General features: G+C 69.1%; 15 protein-coding genes. 7 read left to right on the top strand and 8 right to left on the bottom strand.

All coding sequences use genetic code 11. The annotated features are described in order from the left end of the window. The first annotated feature begins 63 nt into the window (after nucleotides 1-63). The 3 genes from E4198_RS05150 to E4198_RS05160 all read left to right on the top strand — a co-directional run bounded on the left by E4198_RS05150 (nucleotide 64) and on the right by E4198_RS05160 (nucleotide 2225). Entirely contained in the window at nucleotides 64-366 is a 303-nt protein-coding gene (locus E4198_RS05150; protein ID WP_136182121.1) for a hypothetical protein, read from the top strand. Nucleotides 367-379: 13 nt separating this feature from the next. After that, nucleotides 380-1582: a putative T7SS-secreted protein gene (locus E4198_RS05155; protein WP_136182122.1), complete on the top strand. Its 1203-nt coding sequence runs from the start codon at nucleotides 380-382 to the stop codon at nucleotides 1580-1582. A gap of 109 nt (nucleotides 1583-1691) precedes the next feature. Then, complete coding sequence (locus tag E4198_RS05160; RefSeq protein WP_136182123.1) at nucleotides 1692-2225, top strand: hypothetical protein; 534 nt, start codon at nucleotides 1692-1694, stop codon at nucleotides 2223-2225. Between the two features lie 56 nt (nucleotides 2226-2281). On the opposite strand, the gene E4198_RS05165 is transcribed toward E4198_RS05160, so the two are convergent. Then, a complete protein-coding gene (locus E4198_RS05165) occupies nucleotides 2282-3037 on the bottom strand; it encodes a hypothetical protein (RefSeq protein ID WP_136182124.1) in 756 nt (251 codons plus the stop codon). 135 nt (nucleotides 3038-3172) lie between these two features. On the opposite strand from E4198_RS05165, the gene E4198_RS05170 reads away from it, so the two are divergent. After that, nucleotides 3173-4210, top strand: a complete 1038-nt coding sequence (locus tag E4198_RS05170) for a class I SAM-dependent methyltransferase (RefSeq protein ID WP_136182125.1) — start codon at nucleotides 3173-3175, stop codon at nucleotides 4208-4210. Between the two features lie 56 nt (nucleotides 4211-4266). Here the strand turns inward: E4198_RS05170 and E4198_RS05175 are convergent, their stop codons facing one another. From E4198_RS05175 to eccB, 7 genes are all read right to left on the bottom strand, one after another. Beyond that, the gene (locus tag E4198_RS05175) at nucleotides 4267-5604 is read right to left on the bottom strand and encodes a S8 family serine peptidase (protein WP_136182126.1); all 1338 of its coding nucleotides are present in this window, start codon (nucleotides 5602-5604) and stop codon (nucleotides 4267-4269) included. 102 nt (nucleotides 5605-5706) lie between these two features. After that, nucleotides 5707-7251, bottom strand: a complete 1545-nt coding sequence (locus E4198_RS25670; protein WP_136182127.1) for a hypothetical protein — start codon at nucleotides 7249-7251, stop codon at nucleotides 5707-5709. A 38-nt stretch (nucleotides 7252-7289) separates the two neighbouring features. After that, nucleotides 7290-7619: a hypothetical protein gene (locus E4198_RS05185; RefSeq protein ID WP_136182128.1), complete on the bottom strand. Its 330-nt coding sequence runs from the start codon at nucleotides 7617-7619 to the stop codon at nucleotides 7290-7292. A 26-nt stretch (nucleotides 7620-7645) separates the two neighbouring features. Further along, nucleotides 7646-8917: a type VII secretion-associated serine protease mycosin gene (gene mycP, locus E4198_RS05190; RefSeq protein WP_247597564.1), complete on the bottom strand. Its 1272-nt coding sequence runs from the start codon at nucleotides 8915-8917 to the stop codon at nucleotides 7646-7648. Nucleotides 8918-9070: 153 nt separating this feature from the next. Beyond that, nucleotides 9071-9358, bottom strand: a complete 288-nt coding sequence (locus E4198_RS05195; RefSeq protein WP_136182130.1) for a WXG100 family type VII secretion target — start codon at nucleotides 9356-9358, stop codon at nucleotides 9071-9073. A gap of 82 nt (nucleotides 9359-9440) precedes the next feature. Next, complete coding sequence (locus tag E4198_RS05200; protein WP_136182131.1) at nucleotides 9441-9752, bottom strand: WXG100 family type VII secretion target; 312 nt, start codon at nucleotides 9750-9752, stop codon at nucleotides 9441-9443. 342 nt (nucleotides 9753-10094) lie between these two features. Further along, nucleotides 10095-11561 carry a type VII secretion protein EccB gene (gene eccB, locus E4198_RS05205; protein WP_136182132.1) on the bottom strand — a complete coding sequence of 489 codons (1467 nt, stop codon included), beginning with the start codon at nucleotides 11559-11561 and terminating at the stop codon, nucleotides 10095-10097. A gap of 521 nt (nucleotides 11562-12082) precedes the next feature. On the opposite strand from eccB, the gene eccE reads away from it, so the two are divergent. From eccE to E4198_RS05220, 3 genes are all read left to right on the top strand, one after another. Then, entirely contained in the window at nucleotides 12083-13420 is a 1338-nt protein-coding gene (gene eccE, locus E4198_RS05210; RefSeq protein ID WP_136182133.1) for a type VII secretion protein EccE, read from the top strand. 116 nt (nucleotides 13421-13536) lie between these two features. After that, a complete protein-coding gene (locus E4198_RS05215) occupies nucleotides 13537-14283 on the top strand; it encodes a hypothetical protein (protein WP_247597859.1) in 747 nt (248 codons plus the stop codon). Between the two features lie 354 nt (nucleotides 14284-14637). Continuing rightward, entirely contained in the window at nucleotides 14638-17559 is a 2922-nt protein-coding gene (locus E4198_RS05220) for an SCO5717 family growth-regulating ATPase (RefSeq protein ID WP_136182134.1), read from the top strand. Nucleotides 17560-17583 lie beyond the last annotated feature (24 nt).

Raw genomic sequence — 17583 nt, forward strand, 5'->3', positions numbered from 1 at the left:
GGTTGTCAACCAAGGGCTCTCGTCCGGGCATTCGGGGCGAGGAAGGAGATCGGGGGGCCTCGCATGGGCTACGAAGTCGATCCGGAGACGCTGCGATCGGGGGCCAAGAAGATCACGGACGCCGTCTCGAAAGCAGATGACGTCAAGGTCAAAGAACTCGGCGCCGCCGCTCCCGAGTTCGGCCACGAGGAAGCGCAGAAGGCGTACTCGGAACTGATGGCCACATGGGACGAGGCGCTCACGAACACGCTCAAGAAGGACGCTGAAGCTTCCGCGGAAAAGCTGGAGAGCACGGCTTCGAACTACGAATCGGCGGAGACTGCGGCAGACAACTCCTTCACGTCACCCGCACTCGGACCGATGTAGCAGAGGGGGAAACGTGGCGAGTCTGGGTGACACTCAGAATCCCAAAGAACTGATTCCGGGCGATCCGGACGCCCTGCACAAGGACGCCGACAAACTCACCAAGTGGTCCGGGAAGCTCGAGGAAGTCGGCGACGACCTCGGCGCGGTGCGCGTACCAGGATGGACCGGCAAGGCGAGCGACGCCTTCTGGGACACGTTCTCCGTGCAGAAGAAGCGATGGTTCAAGGCTTCCGACGCCCTTTCCGCGTCGGCTACCGCCCTTCGCTCCCACGCGGACACTCTCGCGGGGGCGCAGAGCGACGCGAAGACGGCCATCGCGGACTACGCCCGCGGTGCCGTACTCGACGCGGAGATGACCCTCGCCTCCGCACGTGCCCGCGTGGAGACCAGCGGCCAGGAGACCGCCAAAAAGCTCAAGGAGCAAGGCGGGTCCGCATCCGACGCCCCCGACTGGCTCTTCTGGGCGGCACAGGCGACTCAGACCAGCGAGGGCTCGACCAAAATGACCCTTGCGGAGCGTGAACGCCTGCCACCGACCCTCAAGGACCGGTATTGGGGCAACCGTGGGGCCGGCGCCTCGCGGCCGGACGGCACCGTCACGATCGCGGGACACTCCGGCCAGGTGAAGGCGGAAGTCTGGGGTGCCGAGGCCAAGACACGGGGGAAGGGACTTGGCGGGGAGTACTCCGCCAAGGCGGGTATGAGCACCCTCGGCGCAGAGGCCAAGGCAGGTTGGGGCACGAACGGCGCCAACCTCGCGGGCCAGGCTTCCGCAAAGGCCTATCTGGCACAAGCTTCTGCAGAGGGCAAGTACCAGGCGGGTCTCTTCGAAGCCTCAGGCAAGGCCGAAGGCATGGTCGGGGCCGACGCCAACGTCCGCGGGTCCGTCGGCCCGGATGGTGTCCACGTCGGCGGCGAGGCCTTCGCCGGGGCCAAGGCCGGAGTCGAAGGACACGCCTCCGTCGCCGGAGTCGGCGTCGGCGGCAATGCCGAGGCTTGGGCCGGCATCGGATTCGAGGCGAACCTCGATGCCGGTATGCAGAACGGCAAATTGGTCATCGGCGGGGACCTCGGCGCCGCCCTCGGCGTAGGCGCCAAGGCGGGCGTGTCAGTGGAGATCGATCCCGGAAAGGTCACCGATGCCGTCAGCGATGCCGCGGACACCGTCGGAGACTGGGGTGGCGATGCGGCCGATGCCATCGGTGACCTGTTCTGACCGATACCGGAAGAGGCCCGACCCGGGGCGCAGGAGCACAGACGCAGTCAGCCGTCCGTACTGTGGGGGCCGGGCTGCGGGAATCCGCACGACAAGGAGATGATCCATCATGCCGGGCACACTGCCTGTACCCCTCACCTGCGAGTTGCCGCAGGGCTGGCAGGCGGCTCCACCGGACGAGGCCGGGGCCCCACAGGCAGCCCTCGTCGCACTGCATCTGGCGTCGAAGGGAGAGGGCTTCGTCCCGAACATCACCGTCACCGGGCGCACCCGCACCGATGCCGCAGGCCTGACCAGGATCGCCGAGGAGTCCATTCGGCGGCTCCAGGAAGCCGTTGGAACCGTGCATGTGGTAAAACGATCCGAGGTGGGCACGTCGGAGGCGCCCGGGCTGGTCGACACACCGGGCATTGTGCAGAACTTGCACATCGACGCCACGGTGAACGGGCAGCCCATGAAACTGGCGCAGAGCCAGTTCTTCCTGATCCTGGAAAACGAGCAGCGGCCGAATGAGCGCGCCGAGATCGAAATCGCTCTGACCGCCAAGACGGAACAGTTGCACGAGGTCCTCGAGGGTTTCCAGGAATTCCTGCGCACTGTTCGCCCTGCTTCTCAGGACGAAGTGGACGGCAGTCAGACGTAGCGGCAGACAATAGGGGAAGGCCGGGGCATCGGCTTGTGCCCCGGCCTTCGCTTGCGTTACCCGCTGAGCGGGACGACATCCTCCTCCAGTACGCTCCGGCCCTCCGCGGGAGTCTCGGTTCGATCCAGAGCGCCGACCACCTGGGCCATGAACTCCAACGCCGGCTCTACGTCGGGCGGGCTGAGCCGGTCCGTGAAGGAGCAGAGGAGCCTGTCCCCCAGGAACCACAATGGATAGTCCTTGCTCCGGGAGTCGTTGAGCAGAAACTCCAAGAGCGATCCACGAAGCACCTGCTGGGCAGCAACAGGCTCGTGCCCGTTCACGGTGAACTGTTCGTCGAATTCGGGGTGCCCGACCTGCACGTCGTTCTGCCCGAACATCCGCCGCGCCGACGAGTGCTTCCGGACGGAGAAGTATCCGACGTAGCACGGCAGTTGCACGGTGTAGACGGACCTGACGACCCGCACGCCGCCACTTTCCCCGTCCCCCATCGCACCGCGGGTAGAATACTCCCATCCGAAGCAGTAGAAGGGATGTCCCTGGTAGTTGCCGCACAGATAGTCGTGCACGTCGGGGGATCGCGGTTCCGTGGCCCACTCCACCCCGGCGAACCTCTCCGCACGCGCTTGCGCCTTGGGTGCGTAGGTACCCCCGTACCGCTCAGCGAGCGCCTGGAAGCGCGGAGCGTTCCGCCGCCTGCGCAACCATCGGAAGGTCGTAATCACCAATCCCAAGATGAGGCCGTAGATGATGATCTGGATGAATGACATCTCATCACCACTCGCCAAAAGCATTGCCGTTGTCGACGTCATCGGGCCCTCCCTGCACTAGATGCGTACACACGCTAACCCTGCACGGCTCTTCAACTTGCTTCACCCTCCCCATGTCCGCGTACCAGCCACCGGACAGTCGCAGGACCTGCACACTACGGAGTCGGGGACCATACGATGTCAGCTCAGCAGGGCGGCGGCAGCGACGACGAACCAAGGATGACATTGCGAGCAGAGAGTTCGGGAGTTGACGGTCCTGAGCGCGTGCAGGGATCGGTACTCGATGAGCCGAAGATTCGAGCGGCGCTGAAGCAGGGTGACTTCTCCCGATGGCAGCGACCCGGCGGTTACGCACTTCAAGAAGACCTCACTGCCGGCGAGCCTGCCCGGATCCTCATGTTCCAGGTCGACCACCGATGGTACGTCGGCTACAAGACGCTCTCGGACTACTTCGTCTACCACGACGTCTCGGGGATTCTCTGCAGCCGCATCTACTGGCACAACGTGGTCGGTCACCTGGACGGGATCCGCATCTCCGACACCGAAGTGCGGGTGGCCTTCCGTCCGTTCGGGATCGACGAACGGCACGCGGTGTTCGATGCCATCGCTTCCACCACGGCGATCACGCACCCGTTCGTGAACCACAGCGAACGGGGCCAGGAGGAGGCGAGCGAACCGGACGGCTGGCCGGTCACCGAGGAGCGCGCCCAGTCCCTGAACGTCGCCGAGGAACACCTTCGACGCTATACGAGGACGTTGTTCGCGCCCACCCTCGCGAACCTCGCAGAAGACGTCACGGTCTACGATCCTGCCTGTTCGACAGGGCACTTCCTAGCGGAGTTCGCCGACATCGCCCCGGCGCGGATCCGCACGGTCGGCCAGGACCTCAGTCGCCCCATGACAGAACTCGCCAAGACCCGCATCGAAGAAGTTCACCACGGCGACGCCAGACGCCCGGCGCCGGAGGCCGGGACGGTGGACATCCTCTTCTCCCGGTTCCTGAACTCAGAGGTCGTCACCACACAAAGCGCCAGGGGAATCCTTCCGCGGCTCGTCTCCACACTGCAGCCGGGAGGCCTGATGGTGCTCCTGGGACACAGCCCGGTGCTCCTCGACGTTCCAGACCTACAGGCTGCCGGGCTGAGCGTTCTGCAAACGACGGGCCGCCAGGACGACTACGTGTTCCAGTACTACGTCTGCCGCAAGTCGATCTAGACAAGGCGAAGGGGGTGTTGGTGGACCGGCCGGTCCACCAACACCCCCTTCGGCACTCACCGAGGCGAGGGCGGCTGGTTCGGCGGCAGAGGCGGCGACGCCGGGGGGCCGTAATACTGGCCTGCCTGCGGCGGACGCTGCTGACCGAACTGCTGAGGCGGCACCCCCGACCAACCGTTCGCCGGACCAGGACCAGGCGCGCCCGCAAACGGCTGCGCGTTTTTCCGCTTGCCCCTCATCGCGAGGTAGACGACGAGACCGAGGACTACCAGGGCAGCGACGGCGATGACTCCGATCAGAACTCCGCCAAGCCCACTCGACTCCTCAGAGGCCGTCGAGTCGTCGCCAGGCGCAGCCTGCGAGTCGTCCGACCCAGTAGAGGTCGACGTCTCTCCCTCTGAGGACTTCGCCAGCGGCCCTTCCTTCGGACCAGCCGGGATGTCGTGCGTCACAGCACGCAATGGGCGAACGATGCCATAGCCAAACTTCTCATCGGGGAGCTGAGCGTTCGCGTTCTCGCCGTGCGGGACCTTGGCCGTCTTGATCAAGCGATTGATCACCTGCCCCGCCGTGATGTCGGGATGCTCGGCAATTACCAAGGCAGCGGCAGCCGCTACGAACGCAGTAGCATTGGAAGTCCCGTCTTGCATCGCGTACCCGGATGCTGACTTGGGGTCAGCTACAACGTTCCCTTCAGCGGGTGCGATGAGCGTGGTATTCGAGCCCCAAGACGACCGCTCCCAGACGCCCCCGCTCGTATCGACCCCTCCGACCGATACCACTCCGGGATATGCGGCAGGGAACTCCTTGCGCTTCTTGCCGTCATTCCCGGTGGAAGCTACCACAATCACATCATTCTCGATCGCGTACTCAATAGCCCGCAAGTCACGAGAGTCTTCTGACGTTCCTTGAGAAATGCTGATTACGTCAGCGCCCTGATCCACGGCGTACCTAATTCCATCATGGAACGAGACCCCCGTCTGGCTCTCATGATCTTGGAACTTTACAGGGAGAATCTGAGCGCCCGGCGCTAGCCCCTTCACGCCAGCACTCCCGTCGGAGCCGTGCCCCTGGCCCGCAATCAGGGAGGCCATGGAAGTTCCGTGACCGCTGGTGTCCTTCCGGGCATCCTCTTCTCCACCCGGAGAGAAATCCCGCCCCTCGAGTACATTTGCGCGCAAGTCAGGATGGGAAACGTCGACACCGGTGTCCACTACCGCGACAGTTACCCCTTTACCCGTGGAGTGCTCCCAGATCTCTTCAGCAGCGAAGGCGCCTAGAGCCCACTGGCGGTCCCGAATGTCGTCAGCGGCAGCGGTCGGAGCGGATCCGAGGAGCAGCGCTCCCGTCAACGCTCCGGCGCCCACCAGATGTAGCGCTCGTCGGAGTTTCAACTTCTGCTCCTCTTCCTGCTCTCGTGCAACGGCCCCCGTGAAGTGAGTCTTTCACGGGGGCCATCTGCGATCTTCGGCACCAGCAGCTGGCTGCTGGTGCTACTACTCGATCGTTCGGGGAACGCTACGGCTGTCCTCCGGCGTCCAGGTCTCTTCGTCCTCGATGAGGTAGTCGGGACGATGTCCCTGCTCGCGCTCGTCCTCGCCGGGGCGCTGGTTCGAGCCCATCCTGCCGCCGAGCATGCCACCGCGGGCGCCCTTACCGTTGCCTGACGCGCCACCACGGCCCTTACCCAGACCGGTGCCACCTGGTGTTGCGGGCCGGCCGCCCGCGATACCTTTCGGAGCTCCCAGGACGCCTCCCTTGGCACGGGCCAGCGGGCCACGCCCGGTAGCGGCTCCACCTCGACCGCCTCCGGCGCCACCGCCCATGGCACCGCCACCACGGAAACCGGCACCTGCAGCAGTACCGCGGCTCCCAGCACCGCCTCCGGGTGTACCACTGATGCCGCCGCGGATTCCCGCGCCGCGTCCGCTCGTTCCGCCGGACCTCGCACCGCCGACAATGCCCCCGCCGGGGATGCCGTGAGAAGTAGGCCCCGTGGTCGTAGCGGGACCACTCCGCGCTGCTCCGCCGCCCGTAGGGCCGGTATCGGCGGCAGGACCGGAAATACCAGTAGGCAGGCTGTCGAGCTTGGTCTGACTCACTGGCACTTGCTTGCCACCGGAAATCCCGACGTCGCGGGGCCCGGTTGTCGAAGGGGTCTTGGCCCCAACGGGAGTTGTAGCCGACCAGTTACGCCGACCGCTACCTCCGGGCGTCGGAGAAGAGCCGGAAAAGGCGGGAATGGGCGCGGGCATCGGGACGGACGGCGAAGACGGAGGAATGTCGTCGTTGCCACCATCTCGGTTACGGCTTGTCTCAATGCGCTGTTTGTACGCGTGGTAATTACGCCCCAGGGTCTCCATGATGGCAGCTGCCTGCAGCTTGACTTCCATACCCTCACTTAGATAATTCTCGTCGATCTGCGCGAGAACGTCCTTGGGAAGGTTCTTGTTCTGGATGTCTTCCTGCGTGTAGCTGTCGTCTCGACCCATGTCGCCGAGGAAGTCGCCAGCGCGTTCGAACCAGCTGGGTTCTTCAAGAGCATCAAGGCGCTGCTTCTGATTGCGGAGGTCCTCGGCAGCCCCCTTCGTTGCCGACGAAACGGTGGCGCAGTGCGTTCCGGTGTTGCGGATGTTTCGGAGGATCTCATGCGCCTTGGTCCTGAACTGGTTCGCGCTCTCACCCTCCCAATGCTCAAGGACGTTGTCGACTGCCTTCTTCAGCAGTCCGTAGGCGCAGTCTCCCGAGCCACTTCCGTCGCTACCGAGCAGTTGGTCGTGGGCCTTCTTCCAGTTCTCGCCCACAGCCTCGATGCCGCCCGCGTTGGCGTTGGCGAGCATGCCCTTGAGCCCGTCCAGGCTCCATTCCATGAAGGGCGTGTGCTTCTCGTCGGCGTACTGCTCATTGGTGCGCTGGTAATGAGCTGCATCGCCCTGGTGCTGCTGAACGGCCTCGCTACGACTGTCGTCCCTGGCTTCTTGTCTGGCCTGCTCCCTCTCCTCCGCCGTCATGCCCGACGGATTGGAGTACGAAGTACCCATGTCAGTTCACTCCCCACCGTTCTCGTCGCACAGCCGGCCTAGCTGAAGTCCGTGTCCTGCTTGACCCCGTCCGAGGTCCGGTGCTCTTGATCGTCGTAGTTCCTGCGCACCTGTGCGGTATCGGAGCTGAACTTGACAATCAGGTCCTGGACCTTGTCGATGTATCCCTCGATGTCGGCCTTGACCCCGTCGTGCGTAGTTCGGAGGCCCTCGGCTTCCTCGAAGTCCGCGTTGCCGAACCATCCGGTCGGGATGTTCGTCTCGTACCTGGCACAGGTCTTCGGACTGCCCATGCCGTCGACGACCTGGTTGAGCTTCTTGATGACCTCGTCGAGGGCGCTGAGGTCGACCTTGTAGCCGTTACCCATATCCCCGTCTCCTCTCCCCCTGCTGCTTAGTTCCGCGTGGAAGTTGTGGTGTCGGCCGTGGCACCGGCGGTGCGTTTGCGGCGGCGGTCGCGGGTGGCGATGGCGGCGCCGCTGACGAGGAGGGTGAGGACCGTCGCGGTGCCGATGACGTAGACCGCGTAGCGCTTGGTGCGCTCTTCCTCGCTCTCGCCGATGGTGAGGGTCATCGGGGCGACGCGGCCGCGCTCCCGGGGCTTGTCCTCGACGGGCTCCTGCTGCGGGCTGTCGTCGCCGGTGAGGGCTGCGACGGGGTCGACGACGCCCCAGCCGAGTTCCGCGTCGGGGCCGGTGCCGGGGCGGTCGGCCGTCTGCATGAGGCGGGCGGCGATCTCAGAAGAGGTCCAGTCGGGGTACTTCTCGACCATCAGGGCGGCGACGCCTGCCACGTACGGGGCGGCGAAGGAGGTGCCGTCGGCGGGGCACTGCCCGCCGTTGGGCACGGTGGAGACCATGCCGACGCCGGGGGCGGCGATGTCGACGAAGTCGCCGGACTGGGAGAACTGGGCGCGTTCGTTGTTGCGGTCGGACGCGGCGACGGCGAGGACGTCGTCGTAGGCGGCCGGGTAGGTCTTCTCGTGCTTGCCGTCGGCTCCGTCGTTGCCGGCGGCGACGACGACCAGGATGTCATTGGCGACGGCTTGTGCGACGGCGGCTTCGAGGCCGGGGTTGGGCTTCTTGTCGGCGGTGTCGGAGGAGATGTTGATGACGTCGACGTCCGCGGCGACGGCGGCCCTGATGGCCTTCGACATCGTCTCGGAGTTGCCCTCCTCCTCACCGCCGGTGTAGCGGAGGGGGAGGATCTTCGCGTCGTGGGCGAGGCCGGAGAAGCCGGTGCCGCCGACGGGCTGGGCGGCGATGATGCCGGCGACGCGGGTGCCGTGGCCGTTCTCGTCCTCGGTCCCCTTGGTGCCGCCGACGAAGTCGTCACCGGGGAGGAGGGCCGGCCCGATCTGGGGGTTGTCGCTATCGACGCCTGTGTCGATGACGGCGACCTTCACGCCCTTGCCGGTGGCCTGGTCCCGGAGTTCGTCCAGGAGGACGCGCTGGAGCGACCAGGGAGTGCTCTTGATGTTCTTGCCGCCGAACTTGCACTCGGAGGTGCTGGCAAGGCCCGTGTCCGAGCCGGCGGCGGGGGCGTCCGTCGGGGTGGCCGCTGCCGGGGCCGCGGAGCCCAGGGCGAGGAGACCGAGTGTCGCGAGCACGCCGAAGGCCCGCTGCGCGCAGCGGGCGGTCCGGGGCCGTCGTTCCGAGACCCCCACGTGCGGGTCCTCTCCTGTGACTCGCGTGATACCCATCGACATCGTGTCTCTCCCCCAGGGGCATCGAGGGCCGCGCCCGTGCGGGCGGACGGAAGCGGGCCGGCCGGTGTCAGGCCGGCCCACTCCGAGGCCCGGGCGTTGCCGTCCTGCCGGTCAGCCCCAGACGTTCGCGTTGGCCTTCTCGGTGGACTGGTAGTTGTCCGCCGAGTTCTGCAGCGCGGTGGAGATCTTCATGAGGACCTGGTGCAGGTGGTCCGCTGTCTGGTCCCACTGGCGCTGCTTGTTCTGGTAGCCCTCCTGCGCGGAGCCCTCCCAGGTGTTGGCCACGCGCTTGACGGCCGCCTCGAGGTCGTCGAGCTGGCTCTTGATGTTGTTCGCCGTGGTGCGGACGTCCGAGGACGCCTGCGACACGGTCTGGAAGTTGACGAGAATTCCGGACACTATGCGTCTCCTCTTTCAGCGACTGGCGGTTTGGGAAGCTGCGAACTCGCGCGGAACGTCAGCCGATCGGGGGGCGTCCCGGTCAGCCGAAGTCCGACATGATCTTGCTGACCTCGGAGTTCTGCTGCTCTTCCGTCGCCGAGTAGTTCTGGCGGGTCGCGTCGACGGCATCCTTGATGTCGTTGAGGATGTTGTTCATCTTGCGCGCGTCCTCGTTCCACTGCTGCTGAAGGCGGTGGTACGAGGAAGCCGCCTGGCCCTGCCAGCCGGAAGCGATCCCGCTGATGACCCCGTCGAGGCGCTTGACCTCACCTTGAATCGAGCTGTTGACCTGGCTGATCTTCGACGACAGAGCCTTGAGCTCGTCCTCGGTTACCCGAAACTGTCCTGCCATGGCGCACCTTCCCCCATGCTCATCCTCGCGTGAACGTCTCAGTGGCCCGACCGGGCCGCTGGTCCTTACTCGGCTACGCGCACGGCGACCACCGGTTGAGACCCTGAGAAGAATATCGTGCCCCACCGACACGGTTGTTCGCACGCCCGTTACCGTCACGCGGTTAACACAGTGCCGCGACCTGTCCGTGATCGCTTTTCCACCGGGAGTTCACAGGTCGCCGCCCGGAGCGGGAGGTTCCGGGCTGGTAGGCCCCGAAATGCCTTAACTCCCGCTCTCAGGGCAGGAGTTACGGCCTACCCGGAAGTCCTCCGGGTGATGCGTGTCACGGCCGGCGCCTCGTCAGAAGCCCTGCTCCTGGGAGGCGCTGTCGGTGTCCAGCTTCGGCCCCTTGGGCAGCAGCTGGGACCAGTCCTGCGGAACGAGTGCGGCCTTGGTCTTCTCGTAGCCGAGTCGGGCGCTCGCCTTGGTGTCCACGCCGTGGCGCAGTCCGGAATCGGTCAGCAGGAACTTCCCGCCACCACCGCCGGTGCTGCCGCTCACCTCCTGGTAGAGCAGACCGGAACCGGAGCTCACATAGGCGCTTGCGGTCCCGGCGACGACCTTGGCCGGGTACGCGCTGCCGGCCCAGGCGGCCAGCTCCGGCCCCTCGCCGGTCATCGTGCCGGTGTAGACGCTGCAGGACACCATGCGGGAGCTGCCGCCGATGCCCTGTGCAGCACGGTTCACGTGCTGAAGGACCTCCTTCGGCCAGCCCTTGCCGCCCCGGTAGACGTCGAGATCGGCGCCCGCCGCGGTGGCATCACGCTGGGAGACGGGAACCGGATCCCCCTGCCCCTGGCCACCGCGCATCAGGGCTGCGTACAGCTCGCTGACGCGCTGCAGGCCGTCCGCACCCACGACGTAGTAGTACGGCGCCCCGCCCGGATTGGCCTCGAGGACGGTGCCGACCGTCCTGGCCTCCTCCGGGAGCTGCTCCACGCCGTCGAACTGCGCGGGTGCCCCTACTCCTTCGGGACTCGGAACCGAGATGGGCTTGCCCGGATGGAGAGTCTCGAGCCACTCGGAGGAGACCTGCTGCGGCTCGCCCGGATCGCGCAGGACGAGCGAGGTGAGCAGCCCCTCCGGGTGCGAGGCGTTGTCCAGCAGCAGCTTGGTGCCTTCGCCGTCGACGATGTACTGGGCTCCGGTCTCGGAGTCCTGCACGTACAGGGCCTCGCCGTCCCCGAGGCGGCTCCTGCCCCGGAGAGCGTCCTTGTCCTGGCCGCCGAGTACGAAGACGGCCTGCTGCGGCTCGCCGCCCTGGCTCGGCTTCTGGCAGACGGCCCACTCCTTGGCCGCCTCGGCGTCCTCCGGGCTGGGCAGCCGGTCGGGGGCGTAGGGGATGCCGATGGTGGCGCCGCGGGAGATGCCGCTGGCGTCGATGTCCTTGCCCGCGACCTCGATGACCTCGCCCTTGCCCTTGTCGAGCACGAGCTTGGCGGAGGCGAAGTTGAGCACCGGGTGCAGCTGCTTGGTCTTCTTGCCGTCCTTGCCCTCGGCGGAGAGGACGACGTAGCGCGTGGTGGAGTCGGTGTCGACGATGACGTACTCGCCCGTCTTGTCCCAACCGGGAGGCGCGCTGGGGGCGATGGCGCCCCACGCGATGCAGCCCACGACCAGCACGAGGCTCATCACGGTGCCGGGCATCATGGCCCGCACCGGGCGCGGAGCCTCCTCGTCGGAGACTCTGGATTCCGGCTGCAGAAAGGCCGCAAGGGTGCGCTTCCGTGCGAAGGTGTGGGCGCTGAGCTCGTCCCGCCGCTCCATCGGTCCCCGTCTCTTTCGTGTCCCCTGGTGATACCAGGTCGTCCCTGGTGTGCTGCCTGGTGGTGCCCTCGCGGGCGTCCCCCGGAGGCTGAGCCGTTCCGGGGCGGCGACTTCGGGCCGCTCCCGTCGACCGTCCTCGGCTGCACTACTATGCCGCCCGGCGGCGAGGACGCAAACGGCCGGGTGAGGCGGGAGGTCGCGGCATCCGCACAAGGCCCTCACGAACGCCCTCGTGGACCCTGCTGCCGCACGCGTACCCGGTGAGTATCCTGGCTGCCCGGCCGGCGCCCGCGCGGTGCAGGTCGGGGGGCTGCGGGGGAGCCGGGCGACGGCTCCGCACGCACGGTAGGCCCGCGGGGTCGTGCGGTGGTGGTGGCCGTTCCACCCGCCCTCCGACGGCCACTCGCACCACGATGCCGGCGCCGCCGAGGCGCGGACCGCGCGGTCCGCGGCCGGGCGCCGGCCACCCGAACTGCTGCGCGCAGCAGTGTCACGAGAACCTCGAAGGGGAAACACGGGGGATGACGAGCGCCACCCGCAGCCGGTCCCGGGGCCGGCGCGCCCCGCGCCAGCGGACAGACGAGCAGTCGGCGACGACGCCGGAACAGCAGGGCCCGACGACGGCGACGCTGCGCCTGCACCGGAGGCCGGGAAGTCTCGGCCCGGTGCGGCTTCAGCAACTCGTGCTCATCCAGATCGCGGCCGCACTCGTGCTGGTCGCCTGGATCGTGGGGTCGTGGATGATGGTCCCGGCCGCGGTGGTCGCCGGACTCTTGACGCTGGTGGCGCTGGTGAACCGCCGTCAGCAGGCACTGTCGGAGTGGTACGAGGTGGGGCGCGCGCTGCGGCGCCGCAAGCGGGAGGCGAAGCTTCCGCCCCCGCCGGGCACCGACCCGGGCATGGCCCCGGTGGTGGAGTGCGATCCGGCCGTGCAGACGTCGACGTACGTGACGCGCGAGGACCGTGCGATCGGCATGGTCGGGGACGGCACGTTCCTGACCGCCCTGATCGCCGTGGAAGGCAAGGACGCGCCGCTGCGACCGGGCCGTCCCGGTCGCGTGGAGCGTCCGCTTCCGCTGAACCTGCTGCACGACGCGCTGCTCACCGACGACATCCGGCTGGAGTCCGTCCAGGTCGTGCAGCACACGCAGCCGGCTCCGGCGCCGCACCTGCCCGAGCATTCGGTGGTGGCGCGGTCGTACGGATCGCTGAAGGAGGCGTCGGGCATCCCGTCGCTGCGGATGACGTGGGTCGCGCTGAAACTCACGCCCGAGCTGACTCCGGAGGCGGTCCAGGCGCGCGGCGGCGGACTCGGGGGCGCGCAGCGCTCGCTGGTGCGTGCGGCGGACCAGCTCGCGAGCCGCCTCGAGGGCGCCGGTTTCAGTGCCACGGTGCTCAACGAGGCGGAGATCGTGCAGGCGCTCGCCACCTCCAGCTGCCTCAACCCCCGGGTGAGCAACGCGACGTCGGGTGCGGCCGACCGGCGGGGTACGCAGCGCCGCACGGAGGAGACGGTGCGCGGCTGGCGGTGCGACGACCGCTGGCACGCGACGTACTGGATCAGCCGGTGGCCGCAAGTCGGCCCGAGTGCGGTGAGTTCCGCGCACCTGGCGTCGATCCTCACCTCGCTGCCGGTGTTCACTTCGGTGTTCAGCCTGACGCTCGGCCGCGGCGACGGGCGGTACGCGTCGGTCGCGGGCCATGTCCGCATCGTGACCCGCAGCGAGAACGACCTGTCCGACGCGCGCCGTGAACTGCAGCGCCGTGCCGGTCGTGCGAAGACCGGACTCGTGCCGCTCGACCGGGAGCACGTCCCCGGTGTGCTCGCCACCCTGCCGCTCGGAGGTACCAGCGAATGACCAGCCCGGTGATGCCCCAGCAGACCGGCATGCCCGGCGCGGGCCTGGGCCGCCCGCAGCAGGGCGGCGCGGCGCCGGCGCAGCCACGGCACGTGGCGACGCCCTCCGACACGGGGATGATCCCAATCGTCGGCCGGCAGGACGAGCAGGAAACGCCGCGGCCGCGACGTCCCGGTTTCGGGCTGCGCGGCCCGCGTTCGCTGCGGCACCGGGTGGCGGCGGAGGAACTCGCCGCGATCGGCGTGCCGTTGGGCGACGACGGTGTGGTCATCGGTACGGACGCGCAGAACCAGACGGCCGTGCTGGGACTGAGCCGCCGCACGGCGTACGACCTGCTGCTCATCGGCGGCCTGTGGACGGCCCAGGTGCTGGCACTGCGGGCGGCGGGCACGGGTGCGCGGGTCGCGGTGGAGACGGGGCGGGCGCACGTGTGGACGCCGCTGGCGCAGGCGGCGGGCGCGGAGCAGCAGTGCATCACCCTGCACGACGTGGGGCACGTGCCGTCGCTCGGTCCGTCGGTGAGCAGCCCGGTCGTGGTCATCCGGGACTGCGGCATGAAGCCGCCGCGGGGGCGGGTGAACTCGGCGCCGTGGCAGGCAGTGGTGACGCTGCTGCCGTATCTCAGCCCTGCTGCGCCGCGCTTGCTCCAGACGTCGTCGCTGGTGGGCATCCAACGGGTGTCGCCGGACGAGGCGCGGCATCTGGCCCGGAAGATGCGGCTGCCGCAGGAGGAAACGGATTCCCTGCCGACGCTCGGCGACGGCGTGACCCTGTGGTGCACGCGCAAGGACCGGTACTACTCGGTGACGCAGCCGACGGACGCGGAGGTCGGGCTGCTCGGTCACGCGCGGCGTCTGGACTGACGCGGTTCCTGGAAGCCGGGGACGGCCCGGAGGACGTCTTCCACCCGTCCACCCGCGGTGCCCGCCTTCAGTGGAATGCCGGAGTAGGAGAGGTTTGCCGTTCTGGACGGCCGTGGTCCGCAGGGAAGTTGACCGGCGGAGCGCGGGCTCCGAGACTGGACGACGACCTCCGGCCGGCGGGTCGGACCGAGACGTGCCACGACGGACCGGGTCGCGCCGATCGGGGCGAAGCGCGTGAAGTGGGAGTGGCCCCGGCACCGAGCACCGACGGGGCCACGGTGCCGTGTCCGGAGTCGGGAAGTCTAGGCTGGGTCACTGCGCAGCACATCGGGGTGTGGACCAGCGGGAGGCATTGTGAGTAGCGATCGGGACGAATTCCGCGTCGGGGGTGCGAACCGCGACACCGATCGTTTCGACGCGGAGAACGAGTCCGATCTCGACCCGGAGTCGACGGGACAGTTCACCATCGACTACACGCCGCCGGCCTGGTACACGCAGGACGCCGAGCCGACGCCGCCGCCCGCTCCCGCTCCACCGCCTCCTCCGCCGCCGCCCGTCGGACAGGGACCGTACGGGCACGGGCCGGCGCAGCCCCCGCAGACCGCCGACCCGCGGAGCTACGGCGCCGGGGTGCCGGGCGGCCCGTTCGGGTCTCCGACCGAGCAGGGGCCACCCGCCGCTCAAGGGCCGCCGCCGCACGTCCCCGGCCCGCCGCCCGCTGCGTCCGCGCCACCGTCGTTCCCGCAGTTGAGCCCGGAGGAAAACGCTCCGGGCTCCCCGGACGCCCCCGCGCCCGGCCCCGGGGTCCAGGGCCCCGGCGGCGCGAGTGGGCCGGGGTCGTTCACCGACGCGCCCGCGGAGCAGGCCACCGGACAGCCCCCGGTTGAGGGGGGCGACCTGGAGAGCGGGGACACGGTCCGCTTCTCGGCCGCCGCACTGCGGCGGGAGATGGAGCAGTTCCGGCGCGAGCGCGAGGAACGGGAGACGGCGCAGGAGGAGTCCGCACCGGACACTCCGGTCGCCGCGGACGAGGAGGACGCTGTCGCCGAGCCGGTCGCCGGCCCGGGCGACGATTCCGGGAATTCCTTCTCTCCGGAGGAGTCCTCCGGTAAGAGCGCGCCGGAGAGCGCGGACGACGGCGCAGCCGCTCCGCACTCCGCGGAGAGCGGCACGAAGGGCGCGGAGGCCGAGGACGACGGCGACGGGGAGGAGTCCTCCGCCGCCATGGACGCGGACACCGGTCCGCTCACCCCCGACGCCACTGACGCCCCCGACGTAGCGTCCGCACCCGCCGAGGCTCCGGAGGCTCCCGCCGCACCCGCGCCGCCCGCGCTGGAGGACGCTCCCGGGGCCGAGGGCCGACCCGCGCAGGTCGTGCCCGCCCCGCCGCAGTTCCCCGAGGGAGCGGGTGCCGGTCAGGGCGGACTGCCGCCGCTGCCGCCGCAGTTCCCGCCCGCGGACCCGGCGCAGCAGGCCGGTGGACCCGCCACTCCCCCGCCGGGAGCGCCGTGGGCGGCGTCGGGGGACGCGCCGGGCACGGGTGCACCCGTGCCGCAGCAGCCCCCCATGCAGCCCCAGCCGCAACAGCCGCAGCAGGCCGGGTACGGCTACCCGCACCCGGCCCACGGGGCCGTGCCGCCCGCCCAGCAGAGCGGGTACGGCTACCCCGGCCCGGCCCAGCCGCAGGCGCAGCCCCCCGGGCAGCAGCCGCAGGGCGGGCACCCCGGCGTGCCCGGCCCGCAGGGTGGCTACGGCTACCCCGGCCCGACGCCGCCACCGACGCAGCACCAGCCGCAGCAGCCGTACCCGGCGCAGTCACAGCCGGGCCAGCAGCCCGCTCCCGGCTACGGCTACCCGCACGCCCAGCAGGTCCCGCAGCAGCAGGCTCCGCACGCCGCGCAGCCGGGCCAGCAGCCTCCCGCAGCGCAGCCGAACGCCCCCCAGCAGGCCCCCCAGCCGCCGCCGCAGCAGGCGCCGCACCACCCGCAGCACGGCTCGCCCGGCACGGCCACGGGCCCGCAGCCGCACGGCGTGGGCGACCCGGCGCAGGACCCGCGCCGCCAGTCGCACGCCGGTTCGCCGCTGGGCTACACCGCGGCCGTGGAGCTGTCCTCCGACCGGCTGGTGAGTGGCAGGAACAAGAAGCCGCGCTCGCAGAACCCGGCGAAGGCCGGATCGCGGTTCAAGCTCGGTGGCAAGAAGGAGGAGGCGGAGCGCCAGCGCAAGCTGGAGCTGATCCGTACGCCGGTGCTGTCGTGCTACCGGATCGCGGTCATCAGTCTCAAGGGCGGGGTCGGCAAGACCACCACGACCACCGCGCTCGGCTCCACGCTGGCGACGGAGCGGCAGGACAAGGTCATCGCCATCGACGCCAACCCGGACGCGGGCACGCTGGGCCGCCGCGTGCGCCGGGAGACAGGGGCGACGATCCGCGACCTGGTGTCGGCCATTCCGTACCTGAACAGCTACATGGACCTGCGCCGGTTCACCTCGCAGGCGCCGTCGGGTCTGGAGATCCTGGCGAACGACGTGGACCCCGCGGTTTCGACGACGTTCAACGACGACGACTACCGCCGGGTCATCGACATCCTGGGGCGCCAGTACCCGATCATCCTCACGGATTCGGGCACCGGCCTGCTGTACTCGGCGATGCGCGGGGTCCTGGACCTCGCCGACCAGCTGATCGTCATCTCGACGCCGTCCGTGGACGGCGCGAGCAGCGCCAGTACGACGCTGGACTGGCTGTCCGCGCACGGTTACGGCGACCTGGTGCGACGCAGCATCACGGTGATCTCCGGGGTCCGTGAGACCGGCAAGATGATCAAGGTCGAGGACATCGTGTCGCACTTCGAGACGCGCTGCCGGGGCGTGGTGACCGTGCCGTTCGACGAACACCTCTCCGCCGGCGCGGAGTTGGACCTCGACATGATGCGGCCGAAGACGCGGGAGGCGTACTTCGATCTCGCCGCGCTGATCGCGGAGGACTTCGCCCGCGCCCAGCAGGAGCAGGGCCTGTGGACCTCGAACGGCAATCCGCCGCCGCAGCAGGCGCCGCCGATGCCCGGTGCGCCCGGCTACCCGCAGCAGGGCTACGGCGGCCAGCCGGGCGCCCAGCCCGGCTGGGGCCAGCAGGGGTACGGGCAGGGGGTGCCGCAGCCGCCCTACGGGCAGCCGCAGGGCGGCCAGCCGCAGCAACAGCCGTACGGTCAGCCGCCGCAGCAGGGCGGGTACCCGCAGGCCGGCGCGGGCTGGCCACAGCAGCCGCCCCAGCAGTGAGGCGCCGGCGCCGCCGGGCCGCTC

The organism is Streptomyces sp. RKND-216 (genome assembly GCF_004795255.1).
Classification (GTDB): Bacteria; Actinomycetota; Actinomycetes; order Streptomycetales; family Streptomycetaceae; genus Streptomyces; species Streptomyces hazeniae.

Excerpts from the sequence above, each read along its gene's own strand:
- E4198_RS05160 (WP_136182123.1), top strand. The coding sequence starts at position 1,692 with ATGCCGGGCACACTGCCTGTACCCCTCACCTGCGAGTTGCCGCAGGGC.
- eccE (WP_136182133.1), top strand. The coding sequence starts at position 12,083 with ATGACGAGCGCCACCCGCAGCCGGTCCCGGGGCCGGCGCGCCCCGCGC.
- E4198_RS25670 (WP_136182127.1), bottom strand. The coding sequence starts at position 7,251 with ATGGGTACTTCGTACTCCAATCCGTCGGGCATGACGGCGGAGGAGAGG.
- E4198_RS05170 (WP_136182125.1), top strand. The coding sequence starts at position 3,173 with ATGTCAGCTCAGCAGGGCGGCGGCAGCGACGACGAACCAAGGATGACA.
- E4198_RS05165 (WP_136182124.1), bottom strand. The coding sequence starts at position 3,037 with ATGACGTCGACAACGGCAATGCTTTTGGCGAGTGGTGATGAGATGTCA.
- E4198_RS05200 (WP_136182131.1), bottom strand. The coding sequence starts at position 9,752 with ATGGCAGGACAGTTTCGGGTAACCGAGGACGAGCTCAAGGCTCTGTCG.
- E4198_RS05215 (WP_247597859.1), top strand. The coding sequence starts at position 13,537 with ATGATCCCAATCGTCGGCCGGCAGGACGAGCAGGAAACGCCGCGGCCG.
- E4198_RS05185 (WP_136182128.1), bottom strand. The coding sequence starts at position 7,619 with ATGGGTAACGGCTACAAGGTCGACCTCAGCGCCCTCGACGAGGTCATC.
- eccB (WP_136182132.1), bottom strand. The coding sequence starts at position 11,561 with ATGGAGCGGCGGGACGAGCTCAGCGCCCACACCTTCGCACGGAAGCGC.
- E4198_RS05150 (WP_136182121.1), top strand. The coding sequence starts at position 64 with ATGGGCTACGAAGTCGATCCGGAGACGCTGCGATCGGGGGCCAAGAAG.